Below are 24,638 nucleotides of genomic sequence, written 5' to 3'. Positions count from 1 at the left end.
TGACAGCTGAGTGTTACTATGATTCATTATTTGTGCCACTCATATCTGTTTACCGGTGCGAGTGTCACTTTAGACTTTTATCTTCGGTTGTACACTTTTTATATACAAACACTTGTATTTATCTTTAACTTTTAGCTAGGTAATCATCTCATTAAAACAGACCATCATTTTGGAGAAAACAGCCGCCTAGAGCGGATTCGAGCATCTCTGTTCAAAGTAAAACAACAATATCTTAAAATCTACTATTTCAAAAATTCGCAGCTAAAAAAAAGCTGCTCCCTACAAGTAAAATTCACTCGTAAGAAGCAACTCTTTATTAACCCTTTTGACCACCATGCCTGTTTGCCAACCGCTTCAACACTTCATCTAACGGCAATTTTTGTTCCCGTAACAAAACGAGCCAATGGTAAAGTAAATCCGCACTCTCCCACGTTAACTCTTCTTTGGAACGATTTTTCGCAGCAATAATCACTTCAGAAGCTTCCTCGCCGACCTTCTTTAATATCTTATCCACACCTTCTTCAAACAAGTAAGTTGTATACGATCCTTCAGGCATTTCGAGTTCACGTTCCGCAATCACTTGCTCTAATTCTTCAATGATCGCAAATCGATTCGTAACCTCTTCCCCTTCTTGCTTAAAGGCATCTTTTCGTTGCCACAAGGACTCTGTGAAACAACTTGCAGTACCTGTATGGCATGCAGGACCTGCCGGATCTACAAAAACAACCAAAGCATCCTGATCACAATCATACGTGATTTCCTCAACTTTTTGAATATTACCCGACGTCGCACCTTTATGCCAAAGCTCTTGACGTGAACGACTGTAAAACCAAGTTTCTCCTGTTTCTACTGTCTTTTCGAGTGATTCTTTGTTCATATAGGCTAGTGTTAACACCTTTTTTGATTGGTGATCCTGTACAATTGCAGGTATTAATCCTTTTTCATCAAAGGATAGCTCATCTATTTTCATCGAATCTCCAATCCCTTCTCTTTTAAATATGTTTTCACTTCAGCAACAGACGTTTCCCGGTAGTGGAAAATCGAAGCTGCAAGCGCGGCATCTGCTGCACCCTCCGTATAGGCTTCATAAAAGTCTTCACTTTTGCCAGCTCCACCGGAAGCGATAACCGGAACAGAGACTGCTTCACTCACTGCTCTAGTCAGTTTCACGTCAAAGCCCGACTTTTCGCCGTCTTCATCCATACTTGTCAGTAATATCTCACCAGCACCTTGTTTCACTGCTTCTTGTGCCCATGAGATCACTTCCCATTCTGTCGCATTTCGTCCACCATGAGTATACACCCGCCAAGAAGACAGAGAATCATCCCATTTTGCATCAATTGCTACAACGATGCACTGAGAACCAAAAAAGTCTGCTCCTTCACGAATCAGTTCCGGCCGGTTTACTGCAGCAGTGTTCAATGACACTTTGTCAGCTCCAGCTCTGAGGATTCTTTTCATATCCTCCAGCGCATTAATTCCGCCTCCGACTGTAAAAGGAATCGCTAGTTTACCAGCTACTTCTTCGACAACGTCGACCATCGTTTCTCTTCCTTCGTGGGAAGCTGAAATATCTAGAAACACAAGTTCATCTGCTCCCTGTTCATCGTAAAACGCAGCAAGCTCTACAGGATCTCCTGCATCACGAAGATTCACAAATTGAACTCCTTTGACGACTCGTCCTTCTTTTACATCAAGACATGGAATGATCCGTTTTGTTAACATGTTATTCGACCTCCTGAATCGCCTCTTCCAATGGAATATGACCTGTATAAAGTGCCTTTCCGATAATCGCTCCGGAAATACCTTCATTTTTTCTGGCTACTAACTGTTTGACATCTTCCATACTGCTCACTCCGCCAGATGCGATCACATTTTTGCCTGTTGCTTTGCCTAAGTTAGCGATCGCTTCCACATTCGGTCCCGACATCATTCCATCGCGTGAAATATCTGTCATAATAAATGTTTCTGCTCCTTGATTGGCTAATTCAATGCCCAGCTCTTCCGCTTTAACTTTCGACGTTTCCAGCCAGCCATGAGTAGCAACGAAGCCGTCTCGGGCGTCAATCCCGATTGCAATCTTCTCACCACCATATTTTCGAAGCATTTCTTTTACAAATGCCGGATCAGAAATAGCAGAACTTCCTAGAATCACTCGGGAAACACCTGCTTCCAAATACGCTTCCACGTCCTTTGGTCCACGAATGCCACCGCCAATTTGAATCTTTGCTGAAAGCTCTTTAGCTGCTTTCATGACAACCTCATGATTGACGGGTTCTCCTTTTTTTGCACCATCTAAATCAACCATATGTATCCATGTAGCCCCTTTTTCCTGAAAGCTTTTCGCCATGCTAAAAGGGGAATCACCATAAATCGTCTCTTGGTCATAATCACCCTGGAGAAGGCGTACACATTTGCCGCCCCGTATATCAATTGCTGGATAAATGATAAATTCACTCACAGTTTCACTCAGCCCCTTTTTGTTCAACCACATTTTTTAATATCGACATTCCGACCGAACTGCTTTTCTCCGGATGAAACTGGGTCGCCCAGACAGTGTTTTTCCCTACTACTGCCGGCACGTGAGTTTCTCCATACTCAGCCGTAGCAACCAATACGTCTGGATCAGCATCCACAACATAGGAGTGTACAAAGTAAACATGACCTTTCTCTACGTTCTGGATAATGGGATGATTTTCTTGATGAAAACGAAGGCGATTCCAGCCCATATGCGGCACTTTATACGTTTCGCCAAGTGCCGTGACTCCCGTGAAACGTCGAACCTTACCAGGAAGAAGTTCGAGCCCTTTCGTGACTCCATTTTCTTCGCTCTCTTCAAAAAGAAGTTGCATCCCTAAACAGATTCCAAAAAGAGGTTTCCCGTCATTTGCCCATTGTTTAATAAAAACATCTAATCCTCTTGCCTCGAGCTCAGCCATGCCATCTTTAAAGGAGCCGACACCAGGTAAAATGAGAAGAGATGCCCGAGACAATTCTTCCGGTTTTTCTGATAAAAACGGCGTGTGTCCTAAACGTTCCAATGCTTTTGTGACGCTATGAAGATTTCCCATGCCGTAATCGATGATTCCGATCATGATAAACTTCCTTTCGTAGACGGCACACCTTTTACTCGTGGATCCTTTTGGGTCGCTTCGTCCAGCGCTCGCCCAAGTGCTTTGAAAATCGCTTCAATAATATGGTGTACATTTGTTCCGTAATGAACAATGACGTGAAGATTCATTCGAGCCTCCATCGCAAATTTCCATAAAAACTCTTCAATCAGTTCGGTATCAAATGTTCCCACTTTACCTTTAGGAATGTCACCACGAAGCTCGAAATGCGGACGATTGCTTAAATCAATCACCACTTGCGCCAAAGCATCATCCATTGGAACAAACGCGTTTCCATATCTGCGAATTCCTTTTTTATCTTGCAACGCTTCTTTCAAAGCTTCTCCTAATACAATACCGATATCTTCCGTTGTATGGTGATCGTCAATCTCTGTATCACCTTTTCCAACCAAGGTTAAATCAAATAAACCATGGCGGGTAAAAAGATCAAGCATGTGCGTCATAAAGGGAACATCCGTCGTTAAATTTGCATCACCGCTACCATCAATTGCAAAGGTAAGTTCGATGTCTGTCTCATTTGTCTTGCGTTTTTTTGAAGATTGTCGAGTCGTCATGAATGGTCATCCTCCAATCGTAGTTCTACTGCTCTAGCGTGAGCTTCTAAGTTTTCAAGTCGAGCAAATGCGGATATCTTTTTTCCATGCTGTTGGACTGCTTGTTTACTGTAAGAAATGATACTCGATTTTTTAGTGAAATCTTGCACTGATAGAGGGCTGGAAAATCGTGCCGTTCCGTTCGTTGGCAACACGTGATTTGGACCGGCAAAATAATCTCCGATTGGTTCCGAACTGTATTCTCCAAGGAAGATTGCACCTGCGTGACGAATTTTGGGAAGAACATCCCAAGGCGCTTTAACATGGAGTTCCAAGTGTTCAGCTGCAAGTTCATTCACTGCATCGATTGCTTTTTCAAACGTTTCTGCAATGTATATCGCACCGTGATCATTGATCGATGCTTCGGCAATCTCCTGTTTTGGAAGTGTTTCAAGCTGCACTGTTACTTCCTTGGAAACTTCTTTCGCCAGCTTTTCATTATCTGTGACGAGAACCGCTGAAGATAAAGGGTCGTGTTCTGCTTGAGAGAGTAAATCAGCAGCAATAAAACGAGCATTAGCCGTGTCATCGGCCAGAACAGCCACTTCACTAGGACCGGCAATCATGTCGATCGCTACCGTTCCAAACACTTGTTGCTTCGCAAGTGCCACATAAATATTTCCTGGTCCGACGATTTTATCCACCGCTTCAATCGTTTCTGTACCATAGGCCAGCGCCCCTATTGCTTGTGCTCCACCTATTTTATAAATTTCTTTTATGCCTAATTCACTCGCTGTCACTAATACAATATCATCAAGTGATCCATTTTTTTGTGGGGGAGACGTCATGACGATTCGTTTCACTCCGGCAACCTGTGCTGGAATCACATTCATGAGAATCGAAGAAGGATAGGCCGCTCTGCCACCGGGAACATAAACCCCGACCGCATCCAAAGCAGTTACTTTTTGTCCAAGGATCGTTCCGTCCTCTTTTGTTGTCATCCACGATTGTTCCACTTGACGTTGATGGAAGTCTCGAATATTTTCAATTGCCTCACGGATAATAACCAAGGTATCCTCATCTACCGTTTGATACGCTTGTTCCGTTTCTTCCGGTGTGACAAGTGTTTGAGTAACTTCTATTTTATCATGTTCCTTTGTATATCTTCGAACGGCTTCATCCCCGTTACTACGAACGTCTTCGAGAATACGTTCGACAGAAGCACGTTCCATGCTCGTACCTTGGTCAATAGAGCGTTTTAAAGAAAGGCCTTCACGGATGGGAATAATCTTCATTTTGCCTCTACTCCTTGATCTACGACTTCCGCCAAACGGTCGACCATGTCGTCTATTTGAGCTGATTTGGTGCGATAACTCACTGGGTTCACAATGAATCTGGAGGTGATTGCAATCATTTCCTCTATTTCAACAAGACCATTCGCTTTGAGCGTTTGACCCGTAGATACAATGTCGACGATACGATCTGCAAGACCAATAATCGGTGCAAGTTCAATCGATCCGTTTAACTTAATGATCTCCACTTGTTCCCCTTGTTCCCGGAAATATTCCGACGTTAAGTTAGGATATTTAGAGGCAACTTTAGGCGCCACTTCTGACTTCGGATCATACGACGGAAGAGCAGCTACTGCCATGTAACAAGCACTGATTTTTAAATCCAGAACTTCATAAACATCACGCTTTTCTTCAATCATGACGTCCTTTCCAGCAACACCAACGTCCGCTACACCGTGCTCGACATACGTCGGAACATCCATCGGTTTTGCGAGGATGAAACGCATGCCCGCTTCGGGAGCTTCAATAATCAGCTTCCTGGATTCGTCAAACTCAGGTGGAATTGGGTAATTCGCTCTTCGCAATAACTCTACTGCTTCATTAAAAATTCTGCCTTTAGGCATGGCAACTGTGATCATATCTTCACTCATGTTGACGTTCCTCCATTTCCATTGGAACCGACATAGTAAACGACGTCCTGAAATTGTGCAGAATAAGCATCTACATTATTTACTCCTGTAAGCTCCTGCATAACGACTGACTTCCCTTGCTTGCGAAGCTTTTTCGCTTGTTCCATCGCTTCTTTTCTTCTCTCATTACTAAAAATAAGGCATGTATCTTTTAAAACAGGGCTTTTGGTTTTTCCAACTGCCTCTGTCAATCGGTCTAATCGGAGTCCGAATCCTGTCGCTGGTTCTGGGTGCTCAAATTGTTCAAGCAATTGATCATAACGGCCACCGCTTCCAACCGGATAACCTAACCCTTTACTGTAGGCTTCGAAAACAGTTCCCGTATAGTAGCTCATGTGCATGACTAATTTCAAATCGAGAACAATGGACTCGGTTAAACCATACGCCTCTAAAACTCTGTAAAGGTGCTCTAGTTGATCAATCGCTTCTTTTCCCTGTTTGCTCTCGACAATTTTACGAGCACTCTCGATAACTTCGGGACCACCCTTTAAACGAAGCAGTTCATATAATCGACGTTGATCAATCGAGGAAAGTGGAAGTTTCTCGACTTCTTTCCGAAAACCTACATAATTTTTTTCATATAAAAACCGGCGAAAACGATCTGCACGAGTATCATTTCCAAGTACTTCCTTTAGTAAGGCATTCACGAATCCAATATGTCCAATAGCAATTTGGTAAGAAGAAATTCCCGAGCTTTCAAGAGACGCCATCATTAATGAAATGACTTCTCCATCCGCACTGTTTGACTTGTCACCAATAAGTTCGATTCCCACTTGTTCGAATTCAGCTGGTCGCCCGCCTTCGCGTTGCTGAGCTCTGAATACAGGTGCTGAATACGTTAATCGGAGGGGACGTTCTTCATTTTTTAATGAAGATGCCGCAATTCTGGCAATTGGTGCGGTCATATCAGGACGAAGCACCAGTGTATTCCCTTGCTGATCCAACAACTTAAATAATTGTTGATCAAGGATAGCTGATGCTGTTCCAACAGTTTCGTGAAATTCCAACGTAGGAGTTTCAATCGGATCATATCCCCAACTTGCCGCTTCAGAGGAAATCGCTTGCTTTAGCTGATGTTTCAGCTGGTGAAGTTCTGGTAATGTATCTCGCATACCTAATGGCTTTTCAAACATAAATAGTTTCGACATTGAATCGTCACCTTCCTAATTTCAAACTGTTATTCCGCCTGTTACTTTAGTACGCTACCATGATAGAGCAATAAAGATCTTAAATAATAGTCTACAAGGGATTTAAGTCTACGTCAAGATGCAAAAACAAAGAAAACCCTAAGTAATCCAACTCCCAATATCTGGGGGGTCTGACCCCTTAAAAGTTAATCATGCAAAAAAAGCTAGTAACTTATCGTCACTAGTTTATAGAAGCCCGTCTTTTTCATTTTGCATTTGTTCTTTTGTACGGATGACTTGCATTGGATTCCCGCCAACAAAAGCCCCGGCAGGCACGTCCTTATTAACAAGGGTACTCGCTGAAACGATGGCACCGTCCCCAATCGTTACACCTGGTAGAATGGTCGAATTTGCACCGATCATGACATTGTCCCCGATGATGACGTCCCCGAGACGATATTCTTTAATGAGATATTCATGAGCAAGTATCGTAGTGTTATAGCCGATCACGGAGTTTTTCCCAATCGAGATCTTTTCAGGAAACATGACGTCCATCATTACCATCAGTGCTACAGCAGCTTTGTCACCGACTTCCATCCGTAAAAAAGTTCGATAAAGCCAATTTTTAAACGAAAGAAAAGGAGTATAACGCGCGAGTTGAATGACAACAAAGTTTTTAGCCACCTTGAAAAAAGGCACTGTCTTATACACTTGCCATAATGAATTTGCTTCTTTCACAGCATGTCTCGTTGTGTTACGCCCCATAGCCTTATACCCTTCTTTCTCTGACCATTTTGAAAGTCACATTATTTTGGTAATCCGAGATAATCTAATAAATCCGTCATTTCCTCAAGCATCACATCTGGATGAAAACTTGCTAGGTGGGCTCGTCCTTTTACACTCCAGGCCACTCCGGCAGTTTTGGTACCCGTGTTCTGACCACCAAGGATATCATGTTCACTATCACCAACCATTATTGCTTTTTCCGCCGTTGAGTCCAGCTGTTGCAAAGCCAGATTCAATGGTTCCGGATCAGGTTTATAGTTAGAAACTTCATCAATCGATACAACGACATTGAAGTACTTCTCTAACCCCATCAACTTCAAGCCTTTTAATGCTGTGTCGCGACGTTTCGTCGTGACAATTGCCAGTTTATACCCTTGTTGCGACAGAACTTCTAATGTTTCTGCGACTCCTTGGTACTCGCTGACAAGATCATCATGGTTTTCAAGATTAAACGTGCGATATGTATGTGTCATTTCTTCTACTCTACTTGCATCCAGATTCGTAAAGGTTTCCGATAACGGAGGTCCTATGAACGAGATAACGTCCTCGCGCTGATATTTACCTGGGTAATAGGCATCCATCGTATGTAAAAAGGAAGCTACGATTAAATCAATCGTGTTTATCAGTGTTCCGTCAAGATCAAACAATATCGAATCAATTTTTTTTGTATCGTTGGTGTTCATCGTCAATTTAAATCATCCTATCTTTTTTATTCCTTTATCTCGTTTTTATGATGATGCCTTTTACTATACAAACAATGCGAAACTAGCGCCTGTGACGAGAACCACAGGCGCGGATTTTCGTCCTTCTGAGCAGTACGGGAACCATATTAGTTGTTAGAATGCGAGTACGTCGAAGCTGTTGAAGTTTCATCGGCATCCCTTTTTTTATCTAGCCGGTTCCAAACAATTGCCACAGCAATCGTAAGAAGAATTGCCGTTACTAGCCTGACAAGAAATAGCGGCCATAGAGGAATTCCTAAAGGTATAAAAATCAACGTATCTTCCACTACCGCGTGACAAGCTACGAGAAAAATAAAGACTAAATAGAGGTCCTTCTGTTTTACCTCATCCTCTTTCACAGCTTGAATCATAACCCCGGCTCCATAAGCCAAACCAAAAGTGAGACCTGCAGCCAGCGTCGTAGAAGTATTCGGGTGAATTCCGAGCATTCTTGTAAATGGCGTCATCCACTTGGAAAAGACAGGAAGCCACTTTAAGTCTTTCATCACTTGAATGAAAATCATAATCGGAATAACTATTGCGGCTAACTGGAGAATACCAATCACTGCGCTTTCCATTCCATGAAGTGCAATAGCACCATACCCCTCTATCGACTCGGTCCCATCCGATGGAACGAAGCCGAAGCTTGCTCGATCTCCTCCACCTTGCCAAACTAGATTTATTACCCATGCAGACAGTAAGGCTAAACCGATTCGTACAATCAATACCACCCATATTTTTAATCCAACCTGTTTTGCTACAGCAGATTCAACGAATAAGTTATGAGAAAATGAAAGCATTACTGCTAATATAAATACCTCTTTCACGGTTAAATCCATCGTGAGCATGGCACCAATTGCGGCATATAAATTGAGCATATTCCCCAAGACAACAGGAATCGCTGCTTCTCCTGACAACCCTATAAGGTTCATAAATGGTGATAAAACTCGAACCAACCAGTCCATCACAACTGTCTGTCCTAGCATCGTAATGAATAATGTAATAGGAAAAATAATTCTACCTAGCTTCCATGTGGTTAGGAGACCCGTTCTCAACCCTTGTTTAAATGTATTCCTATTCATTTAAAGCCTCCTTTCATCACCATAGATAGAGCTACTTTTTCTTCTTTTTATTTTTTTGTCCCGTTGAATGTTTCTTCACGGTTTTCTCTTTCGGCTCCTCGTCAAGGTACCTTGCCTCTGCTAATTCTTTTTTCCGGCGATAAACAATAAGGATGATACCACCTATTACGGTGATAATCGAAACAACCTGGGCTGTTTTAAGCACTCCAAAAATCAATAAGTAGTCCGTTCGGATCCCTTCAATGAAAAATCTTCCTACCGAATACCAAATAGCGTATGTTATAAAAAGTTCACCACGGCGTAGATTAACCCGTCTCAACGAGAGTAAAAGAATAACCCCTGCTAAATTCCAAATAGATTCATATAAAAAAGTAGGTTGATAATAAGCACCATTAATAAACATTTGGTCAATAATGAAGTTCGGCAACATCATGTTTTCCAAGAAGCTTCTGGAGACTTCACCTCCATAGACCTCCTGATTCATGAAATTACCCCAGCGACCAATTGCCTGACCTAACAGAATACTTGGCGCAGTAATATCAAGAATCTTCCATAGAGACACTCCTTTGTATTTCGCAAAAATTGCTCCAGTCACAATGGCACCGATTAGTCCACCATGAATGGCAAGGCCACCCTCCCAAATTGCAAAAGCACTCATTGGGTCATCTGCATAATTCTCCCAACGGAAAATCACATAATATAGCCTTGCGCCAATGATAGCCGCAGGCAAGGCAAACATAAGCAAATCCGCTAGCATATCATCAGGCATGCCTCGCTTTTTCATCTCCCTGTTTGCCAACAAATAACCTAAAAATGCTCCTAAACCGATTAACACTCCATACCAATAAACTGGGATGGGCCCCAACTGAAACGCAATGCGGTTCATTGGCTCAATGGTTCCTACTATCATACATACACCTCGTTTTTCAAACTACCACAAATATATTAGGGGAATAAGCAACAATTACTCCTCCTTCTACGATGATCGAGGTAGTTATTTTCTCTTTTTATAATGTCTCTGTCTATCGAATAGAATATCATAAGTAAAGAAACAACACCTAGAGAGAAGCATGCTGTCGTCTGAAATCCTTCTATCTGAAGAGTATGCTCAGATATCTTCTTTTAAAATTCTTCTTTATCGCCTTCTTCAATGACATGGGACAAGCGCTCTGAGAATTGTTCTGCTGCGTTAATTCCCATTCGCTTCAAACGGAAGTTCATGGCAGCTACTTCAATAATAACGGCTAAGTTTCTTCCAGGTCGCACTGGAACGGTTAGTTTAGGAAGGTCTGTATCAAATATTTTGATTGTTTCTTCGTCTAATCCTAAGCGATCATATTGCTTTTTCTGGTCCCAGGTTTCTAAATCTATTGCCAAACCAATTCGTTTATAGTTTCGAACGGCACCAGCTCCAAATAAAGTCATTACGTTAATAATTCCTAAACCGCGAATTTCCAAAAGGTGTCTAATCAGATCCGGAGCTCGTCCCACCAAGACACCGTCGTGCTCCTGGCGTATTTCTACCGAATCATCAGCTACAAGCCGGTGTCCTCTTCTTACAAGGTCAAGTGCCGTTTCACTTTTACCTACACCGCTCGAACCAGTGATCATGACACCGATACCGTAAATATCAATTAAAACGCCATGAATAGCTGTCATTGGAGCTAAGTGGCTTTCTAAAAACGTTGTAAGTTGACTACTTAAACGCGTTGTTGTTAACGGAGAAGATAATATTGGCATGCCTACAGCATCTGCTGCAATAATTAAATTCTCTGGAGCATCCATTCCTCTTGATAAAATAATCGCGGGTGTATCATATGTACAAAGCCGCTCCATTCGGTCCTTTTGTTCCGCTGCTGATAGTTCTGAATAAAACGTCATTTCTGTTTTCCCAAGTAATTGAATCCGTTTCGCCGGGTAATATGTAAAATAGCCTGCCATTTCCATACCTGGTCTTGAAATGTCGCTCGTAGTAATCGAACGATATGCTACTTCGTCTTCATTATTTAATATTTTAAAGTCAAATTCCTTTATCAATTGCTTTGTGCTTACTTCTGCCATAATGTGTTGCCTCCTTTGATGTATAAAGATCGAATCGTGACTTATATACTTTTACATTACTCTCATTTTAGCATACTCATTTTGAGAGCGTTATAAAATTTTACAGAATCATCCTATGGCTCTTTATTATTACCAAGGGCTCATATCCTATGTTTTTTATCAAAAAAGCTTTGTTTGATGGAAGGTTGTTTTTGTAAAAAGAAACTATACTCATGGCAAGCTTCAGCCCATAGCGAATTCGAGTACCTCTGTCGAAAGGGAAACACGATCTCTATAAAAAAAATCCTTCAAGAACAATGTCTCAAAGAATTTCTTTTAGTTATTTATTTCGTTCCATGACACAGAGCATTACCTCTTTGTTACCGGATCAACAATAAACGAATGAATCAATGCACTAAGAATCGCAAATATCACCGCGGCAAGCAGTGCCATGCCAAATCCTTCAATAACAAAACTATCTCCCATAATCGCTTGCGTAAGCATTAATGTGATGGCATTGATCACAAACAAAAATAATCCAAGCGTCATGACAGTAATCGGAAGGGTAAAAACAATTAAAATAGGTTTTACGATAAGATTAAATAGAGCCAAAATAAAACTTGCCAGCAAGGCCGCTCCAATACTAGCTACCTCAAATGACTGAAAAAAAGCGCTAATGATTAATAATACTGCTGCATTTACGAGTAATTGTACGAGCCAGCTCATTAAGAGCTCACTTCTGCTTCATTTGGAATCACAAACATACCGATGAGATAGGCAAGAATAATCCCTGCATTTAACGGGATGATCAGTAGAAGAAACACAATTCTTACGACAGTAGAGTCCATACCAAAATAATTGCCAATGCCTCCACATATCCCTGCCAGTTTACGGTCATGATTTGATCGAAGTAATTTTTTCATTTTCTATAACGCTCCTTCCGTTCCAGCTTACTATCGCTCTTAATTTTTTATGGAGATAGCACCTGTAGTCGCTTCTGCTTCAATATAGAAATGAGCTTCTTGATTTTTATTCGCTAAAAAAGTCATTTTCTTACTTGCAAAGTCTTTTTTCTCATCGATTACAGTCAATTCCGGCAAATCACATTGGATACCGCCAACTGTAGTTTTTAACTCGCCCTCTGTTTTTACATTATCGGGCACGGTAACTTCAACACTGCCAGTGGCTGTTTTTATATATGCTCGTGCGCTCTCAGGCTCCAGTAACGTATAATAAACGGTACCATTTAGTGTTTCCCCGTCAAAGTCACCCTTAGCTGTTTTAATGGCAATCGTCCCATTCACTGTTTTTGTATCACAAAGATCAGCTTCTAGTCGGGAAACAGAGATCGTTCCATTCACTGTTTCCAGCCTGACATCCTTCGCTTCAATCTCTTCAAAATTAATACGCCCATTTACAGTTTTAGCTTCCAAGCTCTCTACGGACACATTTTCCCCAGATATTTTACCGTTAAACGCATAAAATTGAATTTTCTTTAGATTATGTTTCGGTACATACACTGTCGCGTTTACTTTCATTGATTTTTTCTTCGCGTGTAAACGTAGTTTATCATCGTTTAAACTAAAACCAGCTTCGTCAAGAAATACTCTTCGTGCCTCATCCGTATCTGACACCTTATACACCTTAACATTACATTCAACACGTACATCGTCTTCCTCCCATGGTCGGAAAACAATACTGCCATTCTCTATATTAATACCAATATCTTCTACAGTTATATTTTTTTCTTGGAAAATATGCTGAACTTCAACAGAAGAACCAAAATTAAAATCAAGATCAAACTCTTTTATTTTGTGTACGGCATCTTCAACAAATTCTGAAAACCTACTAGCAAATGTCGTGATTTTCTCCCCCGTCTTTCGATAACCTTGAGCATCCCAATTAACATCCTTGGACATGTAATGATCTGTTTCTTTTTTATTTGCCTCTGGGTCCTTTTTATATTTACCTGTGTTGCTGTGAGGTCCTCTTCGTTCATATCTTGAGCGTTTCTCTTTCTTGTCTAAGTCAGAGGATTTTTTTTCAGTTGGCTCATCTCTCATTGCTTGCAGTAACTGCAACCCTTCCTCTGCTGTAATCTTACCATCTTCAATCATTTTCAAAACCATTTTACGTTCTTCCATTGTAAACTGCCTCCTTCAAGTTTTGCTTAACGATATTTTTCACTAAACCATACACAGTTAAACTTAGTATCAAAACACTTATGAAAGACTTGTGAAGTTTCTGGTTCATCGCTGGATGATGTAATATCTTGTTATTAGTATAACGGATGAAAGGTATAAGAGGTTTCAAAACAATCGATTTAATTGCGTAAAACTTCGGGATTAAATGCACACTGGTTTACTATTTATCTTTTACATTATTTACATCAGACCAGGTGCTACGATCTAGTTCAAAAACCCGAGTACCTTTTTCAAACGGGCACCCGGGTTCTCTTCATTTTTACACAGAAGCACTTTCTTTTTCTTTCATCCTGATGTCCATTCGCTTCCGCTCACGTTCAAGGATTGGTTTTAAATACTGTCCTGTATATGACGCTTTAACTTTTGCTACTTCTTCTGGAGTTCCTTGAGCAACTAGCTTACCACCTTTGTCCCCACCTTCAGGCCCCAAATCAATGACATGATCCATCGTTTTTATCACATCTAAATTATGCTCAATGACAAGTACTGTATCTCCGTTTTCAACAAGGCGCTGAAGCACCTTTAACAAACGGTCAATATCATGCACATGAAGACCTGTCGTTGGCTCGTCTAAGATGTATAAAGTTTTCCCGGTAGATCTGCGATGCAGCTGAGATGCTAGTTTAACTCGTTGTGCTTCCCCTCCGGATAAAGTTGTAGCTGGTTGCCCCAACTTCATGTAACCCAGACCTACATCAAAAAGAGTCTGGACCTTTCTTTTAATTCTAGGAATGTTTTCAAAAAATTGAACGGAGTCTTCCACTGTCATGTCCAATACATCGGATATATTTTTCCCTTTATACAGTATTTCTCTCGTTTCACGGTTATAGCGTTTGCCATTACACTCTTCACACGGAACATAGACATCCGGTAAAAAATGCATTTCAATTTTAATAATCCCATCTCCGCGGCACGCTTCACAACGACCACCTTTGACATTAAAACTAAAGCGTCCCTTTTTATAGCCACGAACTTTAGCTTCATTAGTCATTGCAAACACATCACGAATATCATCAAAGACACTCGTATACGTTGCCGGATTAGAGCGAGGGGTTCGTCCTATCGGTGATTGGTCAATATCGACCACTTTTTCTAAATGTTCAATACCTTCAATTTTCTTCACCTTCCCAGGCTTGGTTTTCGCCGTAGTAAGTTTCTGAGCAACAGCCCGATATAAAATATCATTTATTAGCGTACTTTTTCCGGAACCGGATACACCAGTCACAGCAAGTAGTACACCTAATGGAATATCGACATTTGTTTTTTGTAGATTGTTCTCTTCAGCACCTCTAATGGAGAGCATGCGACCATCAGAAACTCGTCGTTCTGCCGGAAGAGCAATAAATTTCTTACCAGATAAGTATTGTCCTGTTAAGGAGTTCTCATCATCCATAACTTCCTGTGGTGTACCCGTGGAGCAAATATATCCTCCATGAACACCGGCGCCAGGGCCAATATCAATAAGATGATCTGCAGCTAGCATCGTGTCTTCATCGTGCTCGACAACAATCAATGTATTACCAAGATCACGCATTTTTTCTAACGTTGCGATCAATCGGTTGTTGTCCCTTTGGTGAAGACCGATCGACGGCTCATCCAGAATGTATAATACACCCATCAGTGAAGAACCTATCTGTGTCGCCAAACGTATCCGCTGGGCCTCTCCACCTGACAAAGTTCCCGCCGCCCGTGAAAGTGTTAAGTATTCCAAGCCTACATTTAATAAGAAACCGAGTCGTTCCTCAATTTCCCGAAGAATCATTCTTGCAATCGTCATGTCTTTATCCGACAGTTCCAGCTTTTCAAAAAATACTTTCGCATCCTTCACAGATAAATCTGTTATTTTTCCAATATGCTGATCTGCTATTTTAACAGACAATGCTTCCTTTGTCAGTCGATTCCCTTTACACGTTGGACAAGGCTTTTGAGCCATAAAACCTTCCATTTGTTCACGAATATAATCTGATCCCGTTTCCCGGTATCTTCGAGTAATGTTTTCCATGACCCCCTCAAAATAAATCTCTTTTTCACGCACACGGCCAAATTCATTTTCATAGCGGAAGAAAATTTTATCTTTTCCGCTTCCGTACAATATTTTATTTAGTTGCTCTTTAGGTAGGTGTTCTACGGGAACATCCATATCAATCCCGTAATACTCGCATACACTCGCAAGAAGAGACGGGTAGTATTGAGAGCTTGTCGGCTTCCATGCTGCAATTGCATTATTCTTTAACGACAATGTGGGATCAGGAATAACGAGTTCTAAATCTACTTCTAATTTTAGTCCTAAGCCATCACATGAAGCACAAGCTCCAAAAGGACTATTAAATGAAAACATACGTGGTTCTAATTCCCCTATTGAGAAACCACATTGGGGACATGCATGTTTTTGACTAAATAAAAGTTCTTCCTCACCAATTACATCCACAGTTACTCTGCCATCGGCTAAGTTCAATGCTGTCTCCATAGAATCTGCCAGACGGGTTTCCACACCCTCTTTAATGACAATCCGATCAATCACAACTTCAATACTATGTTTCTTATTTTTTTCTAATTCTATTTCATCGGAAGTTTCATGCATTTCACCATCGACGCGAATACGGACATAACCTTGCTTTTTAATATCTTCCAATACTTTTGTATGTGTTCCTTTACGTCCTGAAACGATTGGTGCAAGGATTTGCATTTTTGTTCGCTCTGGATACTTTGTCATTTGATCGACCATTTGCTGCACGGTCTGAGAGCTAATTTCAATGCCGTGATTAGGACATATAGGTTTACCTACGCGAGCATAGAGTAATCTTAAATAATCATAGATCTCTGTTACCGTACCTACAGTAGAACGAGGATTTTTACTCGTAGTTTTCTGATCGATAGAGATCGCCGGGGAAAGGCCTTCGATTGCATCAACATCAGGCTTATCCATTTGCCCCAAAAATTGGCGTGCATACGCTGAGAGAGATTCAACATAACGTCTCTGCCCTTCTGCGTATATCGTGTCAAAGGCAAGGGAGGATTTCCCTGAACCAGACAATCCCGTCATCACAACGAGTTTATCTCGTGGTATCGTGACATCTATATTTTTTAAATTATGGGAGCGTGCTCCCTTTACAACTAAATTATCTAGAGCCATTTATCAATCTCACCCTTCTGCTTTCAATTCAATAACGACATCCCGTAATTCAGCTGCTCGTTCGAAGTCGAGATTTTTGGCAGCTTCTTTCATTTCTTGCTCCATTCGTTGAATCACTTTCTCACGGTCTTTTTTACTTAATTTCTGAGAAGGAGCTTTCGTGAATGCATCATATGATTCTACTTCTTCTGCTGCATACGTCGCTTGAATCAAGTTTGGAATTGCTTTTTGTATTGTTTTAGGGGTAATCCCATGTTTTTCGTTGTGTGCCTTTTGAATCTCGCGACGACGCTGAGTTTCCTCAATCGCAATATTCATCGATCTCGTTATTTTATTAGCATACATAATAACGTGTCCGTTCGAATTTCTAGCCGCACGCCCTATTGTTTGTATAAGAGGACGTTCTGCTCGAAGAAATCCTTCTTTGTCAGCGTCCAGAATCGTGACAAGCGAAACTTCCGGAATATCCAGTCCTTCCCTCAACAAGTTAATCCCTACAAGTACATCAAACTGACCTTGCCTGAGCTCACGGATAATTTGAATTCGGTCTAATGTTTTAATATCGGAATGAATGTATTTTACTTGAATTCCTACTTCCTTCAAGTAATCTGTTAAGTCTTCTGACATTTTTTTCGTTAATGTCGTCACTAGGACTCGTTCTCCTCTTTCTTTTCGCAATCGAATTTCCTCGATCATATCATCAATCTGACCTTCTATAGGTCTCACATCTATTGTAGGGTCTAATAATCCTGTCGGACGAATAATTTGTTCGATCATTTGTGGACAATGCTCTATTTCAAACGGTCCCGGTGTAGCCGAAACAAAAATGGTTTGATTAATATGTTTTTCAAATTCATCGAATTTCAGAGGCCGGTTATCCTTCGCTGACGGAAGACGAAATCCGTGGCTGACAAGGACTCCTTTTCGAGCCTGATCCCCATTGTACATTCCTCTAACTTGAGGAAGTGTCACGTGAGACTCATCAACGATAATTAGAGAATCCTTCGGAAAATAGTCTAACAATGTATACGGAGTTGCGCCTGGCTCACGAAACGTCAAATGTCTCGAGTAGTTCTCAATCCCGGAGCAATAACCCATCTCATGCATCATTTCTATATCGTAGCGTGTTCGTTGTTCAAGACGTTGTGCTTCAAGAAGTTTTCCTTCGTCGTTCATTACCTTTAATGTTTCCGCCAACTCATCTTCAATATTGACAATCGCACGCTGTAATTTTTCTTCTTTAGTAACGAAGTGAGAAGCCGGATAAATAGCCACGTGCTCTCGTTCACCTAACACTTCTCCAGTTAACGCATCGACTTCCGTTATCCGTTCAATTTCATCCCCAAAAAACTCCACTCGAATACAGTGTTCATCTCGTGAGGCAGGGAAAATTTCAACAACATCACCACGTACACGAAACGTACCACGAGTAAAAGCTATATCATTTCGTTCATATTGAACGTCGACTAACTGTCGTAATAAACCATTCCTGTCTTTTTCCGTTCCAGTGCGCAGAGATACCATCAGATCACGGTAGTCTTCCGGAGAACCTAGACCGTAAATACAAGACACACTTGCCACAATAATAACGTCATTCCGCTCAAATAAAGCACTCGTTGCCGAGTGACGAAGCTTATCGATTTCGTCGTTTATACTTGCATCTTTCTCAATATACGTATCTGATTGAGGAATGTATGCTTCTGGTTGATAATAATCATAATAACTGACAAAGTATTCTACACGATTATTAGGAAAAAATTCTTTAAATTCACTGTATAATTGTCCTGCTAATGTTTTATTATGAGCAATTACCAGTGTTGGTTTATTCACTTCCTGTATGACATTGGATACCGTAAAGGTCTTCCCGGTTCCTGTAGCTCCCAATAATGTTTGAAATTTTTCCCCTTTGTTTATACCAGCTATCAGCTCTTGAATGGCTGTAGGCTGATCTCCCGCGGGTTCATAATGTGACTTTAATTCAAACGGAATGTCACGGTCTGGCTGCACAGACATTGGATTTCCCCCTTCACGTTCCTACTCGTAATTATAAGTTCAAGATACCCTAAGATATCGATTCTATATGATCAAACTAAGTTAAGATACATCTCTTAGGTTTCTTTATACATCTACTCACACAAAACGGCAAATGAATTGCTTGTCTAATACTCTCATACCCATTCTTACCGAATATTTATCATTATATCACAATTTCAGATAAACACGAACACATATTCCCTTTTAATGATAATATTAACGAGTTTTTAATGAAATAGCTTTGTTTAAAGAAAAACTGTATTCTAGTACGTAAAACATTAATTTAAAAGGATATCGCAAAAAACTGCCATCCTATTGGATAGAATCTAGTAAGTAAAAAGGACACTGAGATAAGTAAAATCTACTTTTCCAGTGTCCTTCATATAGTAACTCATCTAGTTATCTTCATCATTCCGTTCGTTGTCTTCTTCCATTTGCGACCTTTTTCTTTCGCTGCGATTTGATCCATCCTTGTGCTCCGCATCTGATTCCTTTTTTTCTTCAAAATCAGACGTCCATGTGTTTTTGGCAGGTTTTGAATTTAGAAATTCTTCATAGAAAGCACTTAAACCAGCTGCTTGTCCATAAGCAACTTCATTGGATTTAGTTTCTTTATCAAAGAATCCTTCCTTCTTTTGCAAATCTTCTGCTACATCGAGCTGTTTTTCTCGTTCAGTTGTTACTGGTATATTCACTTCTTTTTCTTCAGGGTTGGTGTCCCCCTCAACTTCGTCAATACTTGAGGCAACTTCTTCATTGGGATTAGCGAATTCTGCTTCAGACTCATTAGGAACATTTTCCGTATCATCCACTGATTCTAACTCACTCTCCTTTTGGTCCAGTTGATGTGAGTCTCCCACAACAATATCACTGCGATCTCGTTGGATAACAACTGCTGAGCGTAATGCGCGCGATGATAGATTACCAAACTCATCATCTGGTACAAACAAACACCCAATCTGGTAGTGGTCTCCTTGAAAAATAGAAGACTGTGCGAAACGTTTCTCCCCAGATAAATCGATGATTTCTAATTTACAGAAAGCAGGATTCTGTTGGAGTGCATGATAAAACTCGGCTTGAGACGCTATTTCCAATCCATTTGTTTTCCAAATGATCTCCCCAATCTGAAGACCCATTTTAGAAGCTGTCGAATGAGGGAGAACTCCTAAAATTTTCAAACCTTCTTCTCGTCGTGTAAACATACTTAATTGTCTTTTATCGTTAGCACGGTAGAGTAAATAAACACATTCTCTTCCTATTAAAACTAATGCTGGCACTGCTAACGCAATAACAGGGTAAAACAAAGCTGCAACTGCCACACCAATAACTAGTAAATTCAAAGCTAGCAACTGTTTACCAACTTTTTTTACGCCATCAATAGGCATAGCACTATGTACTTTTGCCTGAAATCCCAACATAAGCGGAAATAGTGCTAAGCCGAATGATTGACCGCTAGTGAGCTCAAACAGTGGCCACCAACCTTCCGTAGAAAAAGGGCCTACAGGAAATAATAAAAATAGTGGTAAGTACCATAAACGTGAAGCAATATGCTGTCCAACCATCTTACCTCGCTTGCTTTTTAAAAGAGAGGGTGAACTCTGTTTCCAACCATCTAATAAAATCAGCAATGACTCCGCTAGAAACAATGCCGCCAAGAGCCAGATAAGTCCGAGAATACTCGCGCTGTCAATTTCCGCTAACCACGTATTTAACCAACTATACTCTGTTCCGCCGGCCGGTAAGAAAGGAATGATAAACATAACGATAGAGCCAGCCACAGTCATACTAAGCCACCTTGCATGTCCTAGGGGCAATAAAACAATCCACACTGCAGTTAAAAGTGCTAGTATACCGACTGGTACTTCAATACCTAGTAATAAAATAACAACCGAAAGTGAAGCTCCAAAAATAATTGCAATTGCTATTGGTGAGGTAACTCGTTTAATCACATCATATACACGAGTGTGGAATTCTTTTCTTTCTCGTTTTACCCTTCGCATACTTAACCAAAAAGCCGCAATGACAAATATATATGTAAGTGGGTGTAAAAAGAATCTTCCTACTGCTTTTAATATTTCTAATCCGATTACTTCCAAGAGAAACCCTCCTCAACCCATCGATCTACTATTCATAACCTCTTCCTTTCATTGTAAATGAATTATCAGAAAAGAAAAGTGATTTTTTAATAAAAGCGGCAATCCCCTTCTTTTATTAAATGCATCGTCAGTTTCTCCACTAACTTTTAAACAATAAGAACTTCTAAGAAACTTTATCGAAAAAGTTAAATCTAAACTTACCAAAAAACCGCCCTCAAATGTCACTAACCGCTGAAAAAGCTACACTCGTAGGAGAAGATGTGCACCTAGTGTCGTTAAACACATGAGATAGCTCCTTTCAACCGGACACTAATCACTTGAATGTCACCTTATTTTTCACTTCAATTTATTTTTATAAGAATTACCCCATTATTTCCATATCCCACCCCCATCCTTCCTTTTAGCTCGGTAGGCTGTCTTGAGTGGACACGAACTTCTCCTATTTAAAAGCAACAAAAAAAAGATTGAAAAAGAGAATTCTCTTTTTCAATCGGAAAGTACTAGATCCTGGTTATTCTACGATAACTTCAATCGCACGATCAAGCTGCAAATCATATTCTTTTCCTTGGATCGCTTCAATAACTTTCTCTTGTAAACGAGTTCCCGTTTCTTCATTGATTTCTCCAGTTACCTCGAGACCCTCTTGTTCTTGGAATCCTCTAACGGCTTCTTCTGTTTCTTCATCAAAGTAGCCATCCGTTCTGCCAGGGTCAAATTCACTTATACCCGCCAACATAATTTGTGCATTTTTTATATGTTCATTAGACATATCATAAGTAAGCGGCTCTTCAAAATCCAATGGAGTAGCATAGTAGAAGTCTGGTTGCTCAACCTTAATGGTCGGTTCTACGCCCACTTCATTTATATTATTTCCATCTGAAGTTAACCATCGGAACAATGTCAGCTTAATTTCGCTTCCATCAACCATACGTAAAGTTTGTTGTACGGTGCCTTTTCCAAAGGTATTTGTACCAACAACTTCATAACCGCCTGCTTCTTTTAATGCACCGGCAAGAATTTCCGATGCTGAAGCACTGCCTTCATCCGTAAGAGCAACAATCGGATATTCTTTTTTCCCGTCAAGATTCGATAACTGTCTCATGCGCTCGCCTTCTTGATCCTCAATTTGAACGATAGGCTCGCCTTCCGGAATAATCAGACTGCCTATTTCCTCAACGACTTGAAGGAGTCCGCCTGGGTTACCTCTAACGTCAATAATTAAACCATCAATATTACTATCTTCAAGTTCTTTTAATTGTTCTTCAAACTCAGTCGCTGTTTTTTCAGCAAATGAACTTAATTCTATAACACCTATTGACTTTCCATCTTCCTCTATGATTTCACTGTAAACTGTTTCAATAGGAATTTCATCGCGGACAACGTCCAGATCAATTGGATCGTTAACTCCCGGGCGTTCAATTGTCAGCGTAACAGTGGATCCTTTTTCCCCGCGGATTTTAAGGACAGCATCATAAAGTGACAAACCATCTGTATCTTCTCCATCAATCACAAGAATTTTATCATTTGGTCTTAATCCTGCGTTTTCTGCCGGTGAATCTCTAAATGGGGCTACAATTGTAACACGGCCATCTGTCATACTTACTTCAGCACCAATGCCTTCAAACGTAGAATCCAAAGAATTCATGAACTCCTCAGCGGTTGATTCATCCATGTATACGGAGTATGGATCCTCTAACGTTTCAAGCATTCCCGTAATCGCACCCTCAACCAGCTTGGATTCATCCACTTCGTCTACATACTTGTCCGTGATCATATCTATAGCTTGCTGTATTTTAGCCATTTCTTCGTCATCATCTACGTTGCCAAGAACTTCTTCCGTCTCGCCACCGTTAATGAGCTGCGCTACTTCGTCTTGCTCCATTTCCATTGAACCATTATCATCATTCATAGGCCCCATCGCTACATACATTCCTCCAGCTCCCAAAACTAAAGAAAAAAATACGATTAGGGGGATGATAATATTATTTTTGTTCATACTCTCACCTCTTTGTCACAATTTAAATGGAGTCATCCATCGTATAACTTTTTTCACTATTTCCATCATAACAGAGTTAGCCATAGATTTGAAAGTTCCATCTCTTTTACTACTTTTATATAAAATGGTAATCTGCGGAATTTATCGACATTTTGAATTTCTTCTTTGATGCAAAAAAAAGAAGAGGTCCAATATAGTATATATAAGGACACTCTTCTTCATTCAATTAATTATTAATCCATCTTTTTTACGGGAGATAACTTGAAGGGTTTACAGATGATGATGAGCCCGCATAACCTCCAGGGTGTACTTCAAAATGCAAGTGAACTCCTGTTGAAACTCCTGTCGTGCCCATTACTGCAATCGTTTGACCTCGGCTTACACGCTGACCTGGTGACACATTCATTGAAGCTAAATGTGCATAAAGCGTCGTAATGCTTTTTCCATTTACAACATGTGAAATAGTAATCGTATTACCATATCCATTCATTCTGCCAGCTGAGATAACTGTACCTGCCTCAGCTGCGTAAATACCTGTACCACCATCGCGTCCATAGTCAATTCCATTGTGCGATCTGACTTTCCCTGTTACAGGATGAACTCTATTAGGATTGTACCCCGATGTTACTCTACCACTAGCTGGTCGGTGAAGCGTAGCAGAACCTCCACTCGATGCTTCTGTTGTAGTAGTATTAGTTTCTGAGCTTGAAGGTGAACTACCTGAACTACTGTTAGAATTATTTGAACTGCTAGAGTCAGAATTGTCTGAGCTACTTGACGAAGATGAACTCGTTGAGGTACTAGCTTCAGCTTGTTTTGCTTCTTCTTTTTTCGCTTCTTCAGCAGCAGCACGTTCTTCTGCTTCTCTTGCCGCTTCTTCCGCTTGTCTCTGTTCCTCTGCCTCACGCTGGCGTCTTTCTTCCTCTTCTTTCTTACGACGCTCTTCCTCTAATCTTCGTTGCTCTTCTTCCCATGCCGCTAGTTCTTGTTTTGCCGCTTCTTCTTGAGCCGCCAAAAACTGTTTCTCTTCTTCTAAATTTAATAGGTTATCTTCTAACGAATAACCTTGCTCAGTAAGTTGTTCCAATAACACATCTTTCTGATCAATTTTATCTTCCAACCCTTGTTTTAAATCTTCTAAATCAGCCATTTGTTCTTCTAAACTTGAAAGCTCAGATTCCAAATCCTCTTTAGCTTTTTCCACTGCTTGCATATCTTCAATATGTTGTTCAAGAATATTTCGATCGGATTCAGCAATTGAATTAAGAGCGGAAATCCGTTCTAGCAAATCTCCAAAACCTTGTGCCCCTAAAATCACATCTATGTATTCTATTGAACCACCGTTTTGATACATAAACTTCACACGTTCTTTTAGAATTTCATCTCTCTCTGCAATGCGTTCTTCAAGAACTGTTATTTCTTCACGTAATTCCTCGATTCGTGCATTTGTTGCATCAATTTCTTCTTGTTTATCATCAATACTTTGATTAGTCGTCAGCATTTCATCGTCCAACTGATGAATTTCTTCAGCCACGCCATTCATCTCTGCTTCTACTTCTTGTAACTCTTCTTCCGTTTGTTCTGCTGCTTCTTCTTTAGCACCTTGTTGATTTTTATATTCTTCTATATTTTCTTCTAATTCTTCTCCTGTGTTAGCTGAAACTGATTTAATATGTATCAAATCTATTAATGTAGTTAAAGCCAGTATTGTTGCTATAAAAAACAATGCTAGTTTACGAGTCATAATGACCCTCCCTTTAAAATTGGCGATAT

21 protein-coding genes are annotated in these 24,638 nt (G+C 40.5%); all 21 read right to left on the bottom strand.

What is annotated here, in order from left to right; all coding sequences use genetic code 11:
• Positions 1-316: 316 nt before the first annotated feature.
• On the bottom strand, positions 317-970 hold the full coding sequence (gene hisIE, locus CEF18_RS22665; RefSeq protein WP_110938749.1) for a bifunctional phosphoribosyl-AMP cyclohydrolase/phosphoribosyl-ATP diphosphatase HisIE: 654 nt from the start codon (positions 968-970) through the stop codon (positions 317-319).
• Positions 967-1,725 (bottom strand): imidazole glycerol phosphate synthase subunit HisF, encoded by a 759-nt coding sequence (hisF, locus tag CEF18_RS22660; protein ID WP_110938748.1) that lies wholly within the window; start codon positions 1,723-1,725, stop codon positions 967-969. The genes hisIE and hisF overlap by 4 nt, the downstream gene beginning before the upstream one ends.
• A 1-nt stretch (position 1,726) precedes the next feature.
• Positions 1,727-2,461 (bottom strand): 1-(5-phosphoribosyl)-5-[(5-phosphoribosylamino)methylideneamino]imidazole-4-carboxamide isomerase, encoded by a 735-nt coding sequence (gene hisA, locus CEF18_RS22655; protein ID WP_110938747.1) that lies wholly within the window; start codon positions 2,459-2,461, stop codon positions 1,727-1,729.
• Between the two features lie 4 nt (positions 2,462-2,465).
• Positions 2,466-3,095 carry an imidazole glycerol phosphate synthase subunit HisH gene (gene hisH, locus CEF18_RS22650; RefSeq protein ID WP_110938746.1) on the bottom strand — a complete coding sequence of 210 codons (630 nt, stop codon included), beginning with the start codon at positions 3,093-3,095 and terminating at the stop codon, positions 2,466-2,468.
• Positions 3,092-3,685 carry an imidazoleglycerol-phosphate dehydratase HisB gene (gene hisB / locus CEF18_RS22645; RefSeq protein ID WP_110938745.1) on the bottom strand — a complete coding sequence of 198 codons (594 nt, stop codon included), beginning with the start codon at positions 3,683-3,685 and terminating at the stop codon, positions 3,092-3,094. The genes hisH and hisB overlap by 4 nt, the downstream gene beginning before the upstream one ends.
• On the bottom strand, positions 3,682-4,959 hold the full coding sequence (hisD, locus tag CEF18_RS22640) for a histidinol dehydrogenase (protein WP_110938744.1): 1,278 nt from the start codon (positions 4,957-4,959) through the stop codon (positions 3,682-3,684). The genes hisB and hisD overlap by 4 nt, the downstream gene beginning before the upstream one ends.
• Complete coding sequence (gene hisG / locus CEF18_RS22635; RefSeq protein ID WP_110938743.1) at positions 4,956-5,606, bottom strand: ATP phosphoribosyltransferase; 651 nt, start codon at positions 5,604-5,606, stop codon at positions 4,956-4,958. Before hisG ends, hisD begins: the two co-directional genes overlap by 4 nt.
• A complete protein-coding gene (locus CEF18_RS22630) occupies positions 5,603-6,793 on the bottom strand; it encodes an ATP phosphoribosyltransferase regulatory subunit (RefSeq protein ID WP_110938742.1) in 1,191 nt (396 codons plus the stop codon). Before CEF18_RS22630 ends, hisG begins: the two co-directional genes overlap by 4 nt.
• A gap of 225 nt (positions 6,794-7,018) precedes the next feature.
• On the bottom strand, positions 7,019-7,537 hold the full coding sequence (locus tag CEF18_RS22625; protein ID WP_110938741.1) for an acyltransferase: 519 nt from the start codon (positions 7,535-7,537) through the stop codon (positions 7,019-7,021).
• Positions 7,538-7,578: 41 nt separating this feature from the next.
• Positions 7,579-8,241, bottom strand: a complete 663-nt coding sequence (gene ppaX / locus CEF18_RS22620; RefSeq protein ID WP_110938857.1) for a pyrophosphatase PpaX — start codon at positions 8,239-8,241, stop codon at positions 7,579-7,581.
• A gap of 146 nt (positions 8,242-8,387) precedes the next feature.
• Positions 8,388-9,362 (bottom strand): nucleoside recognition domain-containing protein, encoded by a 975-nt coding sequence (locus CEF18_RS22615; RefSeq protein WP_110938740.1) that lies wholly within the window; start codon positions 9,360-9,362, stop codon positions 8,388-8,390.
• A gap of 31 nt (positions 9,363-9,393) precedes the next feature.
• Positions 9,394-10,269: a prolipoprotein diacylglyceryl transferase gene (gene lgt, locus CEF18_RS22610; protein WP_110938856.1), complete on the bottom strand. Its 876-nt coding sequence runs from the start codon at positions 10,267-10,269 to the stop codon at positions 9,394-9,396.
• Positions 10,270-10,484: 215 nt separating this feature from the next.
• Positions 10,485-11,423 carry an HPr(Ser) kinase/phosphatase gene (gene hprK, locus CEF18_RS22605; protein ID WP_110938739.1) on the bottom strand — a complete coding sequence of 313 codons (939 nt, stop codon included), beginning with the start codon at positions 11,421-11,423 and terminating at the stop codon, positions 10,485-10,487.
• Between the two features lie 348 nt (positions 11,424-11,771).
• Complete coding sequence (locus CEF18_RS22600; RefSeq protein WP_110938738.1) at positions 11,772-12,128, bottom strand: phage holin family protein; 357 nt, start codon at positions 12,126-12,128, stop codon at positions 11,772-11,774.
• Positions 12,128-12,325, bottom strand: a complete 198-nt coding sequence (locus CEF18_RS22595) for a PspC domain-containing protein (protein ID WP_110938737.1) — start codon at positions 12,323-12,325, stop codon at positions 12,128-12,130. Before CEF18_RS22595 ends, CEF18_RS22600 begins: the two co-directional genes overlap by 1 nt.
• A 39-nt stretch (positions 12,326-12,364) precedes the next feature.
• The gene (locus tag CEF18_RS22590; RefSeq protein ID WP_110938736.1) at positions 12,365-13,546 is read right to left on the bottom strand and encodes a DUF4097 family beta strand repeat-containing protein; all 1,182 of its coding nucleotides are present in this window, start codon (positions 13,544-13,546) and stop codon (positions 12,365-12,367) included.
• A gap of 319 nt (positions 13,547-13,865) precedes the next feature.
• Complete coding sequence (uvrA, locus tag CEF18_RS22585) at positions 13,866-16,739, bottom strand: excinuclease ABC subunit UvrA (protein ID WP_110938735.1); 2,874 nt, start codon at positions 16,737-16,739, stop codon at positions 13,866-13,868.
• A gap of 9 nt (positions 16,740-16,748) precedes the next feature.
• Positions 16,749-18,752, bottom strand: a complete 2,004-nt coding sequence (gene uvrB, locus CEF18_RS22580) for an excinuclease ABC subunit UvrB (RefSeq protein ID WP_110938734.1) — start codon at positions 18,750-18,752, stop codon at positions 16,749-16,751.
• Positions 18,753-19,168: 416 nt separating this feature from the next.
• Positions 19,169-20,869, bottom strand: coding sequence for a hypothetical protein (locus CEF18_RS22575; protein WP_110938733.1), 1,701 nt, complete (start codon positions 20,867-20,869; stop codon positions 19,169-19,171).
• A 511-nt stretch (positions 20,870-21,380) separates the two neighbouring features.
• Positions 21,381-22,865 (bottom strand): S41 family peptidase, encoded by a 1,485-nt coding sequence (locus CEF18_RS22570; protein ID WP_183041004.1) that lies wholly within the window; start codon positions 22,863-22,865, stop codon positions 21,381-21,383.
• A gap of 247 nt (positions 22,866-23,112) precedes the next feature.
• A complete protein-coding gene (locus tag CEF18_RS22565) occupies positions 23,113-24,609 on the bottom strand; it encodes a peptidoglycan DD-metalloendopeptidase family protein (protein WP_110938732.1) in 1,497 nt (498 codons plus the stop codon).
• Positions 24,610-24,638: the final 29 nt, after the last annotated feature.

The sequence above is a fragment of the Salipaludibacillus neizhouensis genome (assembly GCF_002886185.1).
GTDB lineage: Bacteria > Bacillota > Bacilli > Bacillales > Salisediminibacteriaceae > Salipaludibacillus > Salipaludibacillus neizhouensis.
This window is presented reverse-complemented; position numbering and strand designations above follow the sequence as displayed.

Bases quoted from the DNA above. Each gene is read 5' to 3' on its own strand.
- hisIE (WP_110938749.1), bottom strand. From the start codon at position 970: ATGAAAATAGATGAGCTATCCTTTGATGAAAAAGGATTAATACCTGCA.
- hisF (WP_110938748.1), bottom strand. From the start codon at position 1,725: ATGTTAACAAAACGGATCATTCCATGTCTTGATGTAAAAGAAGGACGA.
- hisH (WP_110938746.1), bottom strand. From the start codon at position 3,095: ATGATCGGAATCATCGATTACGGCATGGGAAATCTTCATAGCGTCACA.
- hisB (WP_110938745.1), bottom strand. From the start codon at position 3,685: ATGACGACTCGACAATCTTCAAAAAAACGCAAGACAAATGAGACAGAC.
- hisD (WP_110938744.1), bottom strand. From the start codon at position 4,959: ATGAAGATTATTCCCATCCGTGAAGGCCTTTCTTTAAAACGCTCTATT.
- hisG (WP_110938743.1), bottom strand. From the start codon at position 5,606: ATGAGTGAAGATATGATCACAGTTGCCATGCCTAAAGGCAGAATTTTT.
- CEF18_RS22630 (WP_110938742.1), bottom strand. From the start codon at position 6,793: ATGTCGAAACTATTTATGTTTGAAAAGCCATTAGGTATGCGAGATACA.
- CEF18_RS22625 (WP_110938741.1), bottom strand. From the start codon at position 7,537: ATGGGGCGTAACACAACGAGACATGCTGTGAAAGAAGCAAATTCATTA.
- ppaX (WP_110938857.1), bottom strand. From the start codon at position 8,241: ATGAACACCAACGATACAAAAAAAATTGATTCGATATTGTTTGATCTT.
- CEF18_RS22615 (WP_110938740.1), bottom strand. From the start codon at position 9,362: ATGAATAGGAATACATTTAAACAAGGGTTGAGAACGGGTCTCCTAACC.
- hprK (WP_110938739.1), bottom strand. From the start codon at position 11,423: ATGGCAGAAGTAAGCACAAAGCAATTGATAAAGGAATTTGACTTTAAA.
- CEF18_RS22600 (WP_110938738.1), bottom strand. From the start codon at position 12,128: ATGAGCTGGCTCGTACAATTACTCGTAAATGCAGCAGTATTATTAATC.
- CEF18_RS22595 (WP_110938737.1), bottom strand. From the start codon at position 12,325: ATGAAAAAATTACTTCGATCAAATCATGACCGTAAACTGGCAGGGATA.
- CEF18_RS22590 (WP_110938736.1), bottom strand. From the start codon at position 13,546: ATGGAAGAACGTAAAATGGTTTTGAAAATGATTGAAGATGGTAAGATT.
- uvrA (WP_110938735.1), bottom strand. From the start codon at position 16,739: ATGGCTCTAGATAATTTAGTTGTAAAGGGAGCACGCTCCCATAATTTA.
- uvrB (WP_110938734.1), bottom strand. From the start codon at position 18,752: ATGTCTGTGCAGCCAGACCGTGACATTCCGTTTGAATTAAAGTCACAT.
- CEF18_RS22570 (WP_183041004.1), bottom strand. From the start codon at position 22,865: ATGAACAAAAATAATATTATCATCCCCCTAATCGTATTTTTTTCTTTA.
- CEF18_RS22565 (WP_110938732.1), bottom strand. From the start codon at position 24,609: ATGACTCGTAAACTAGCATTGTTTTTTATAGCAACAATACTGGCTTTA.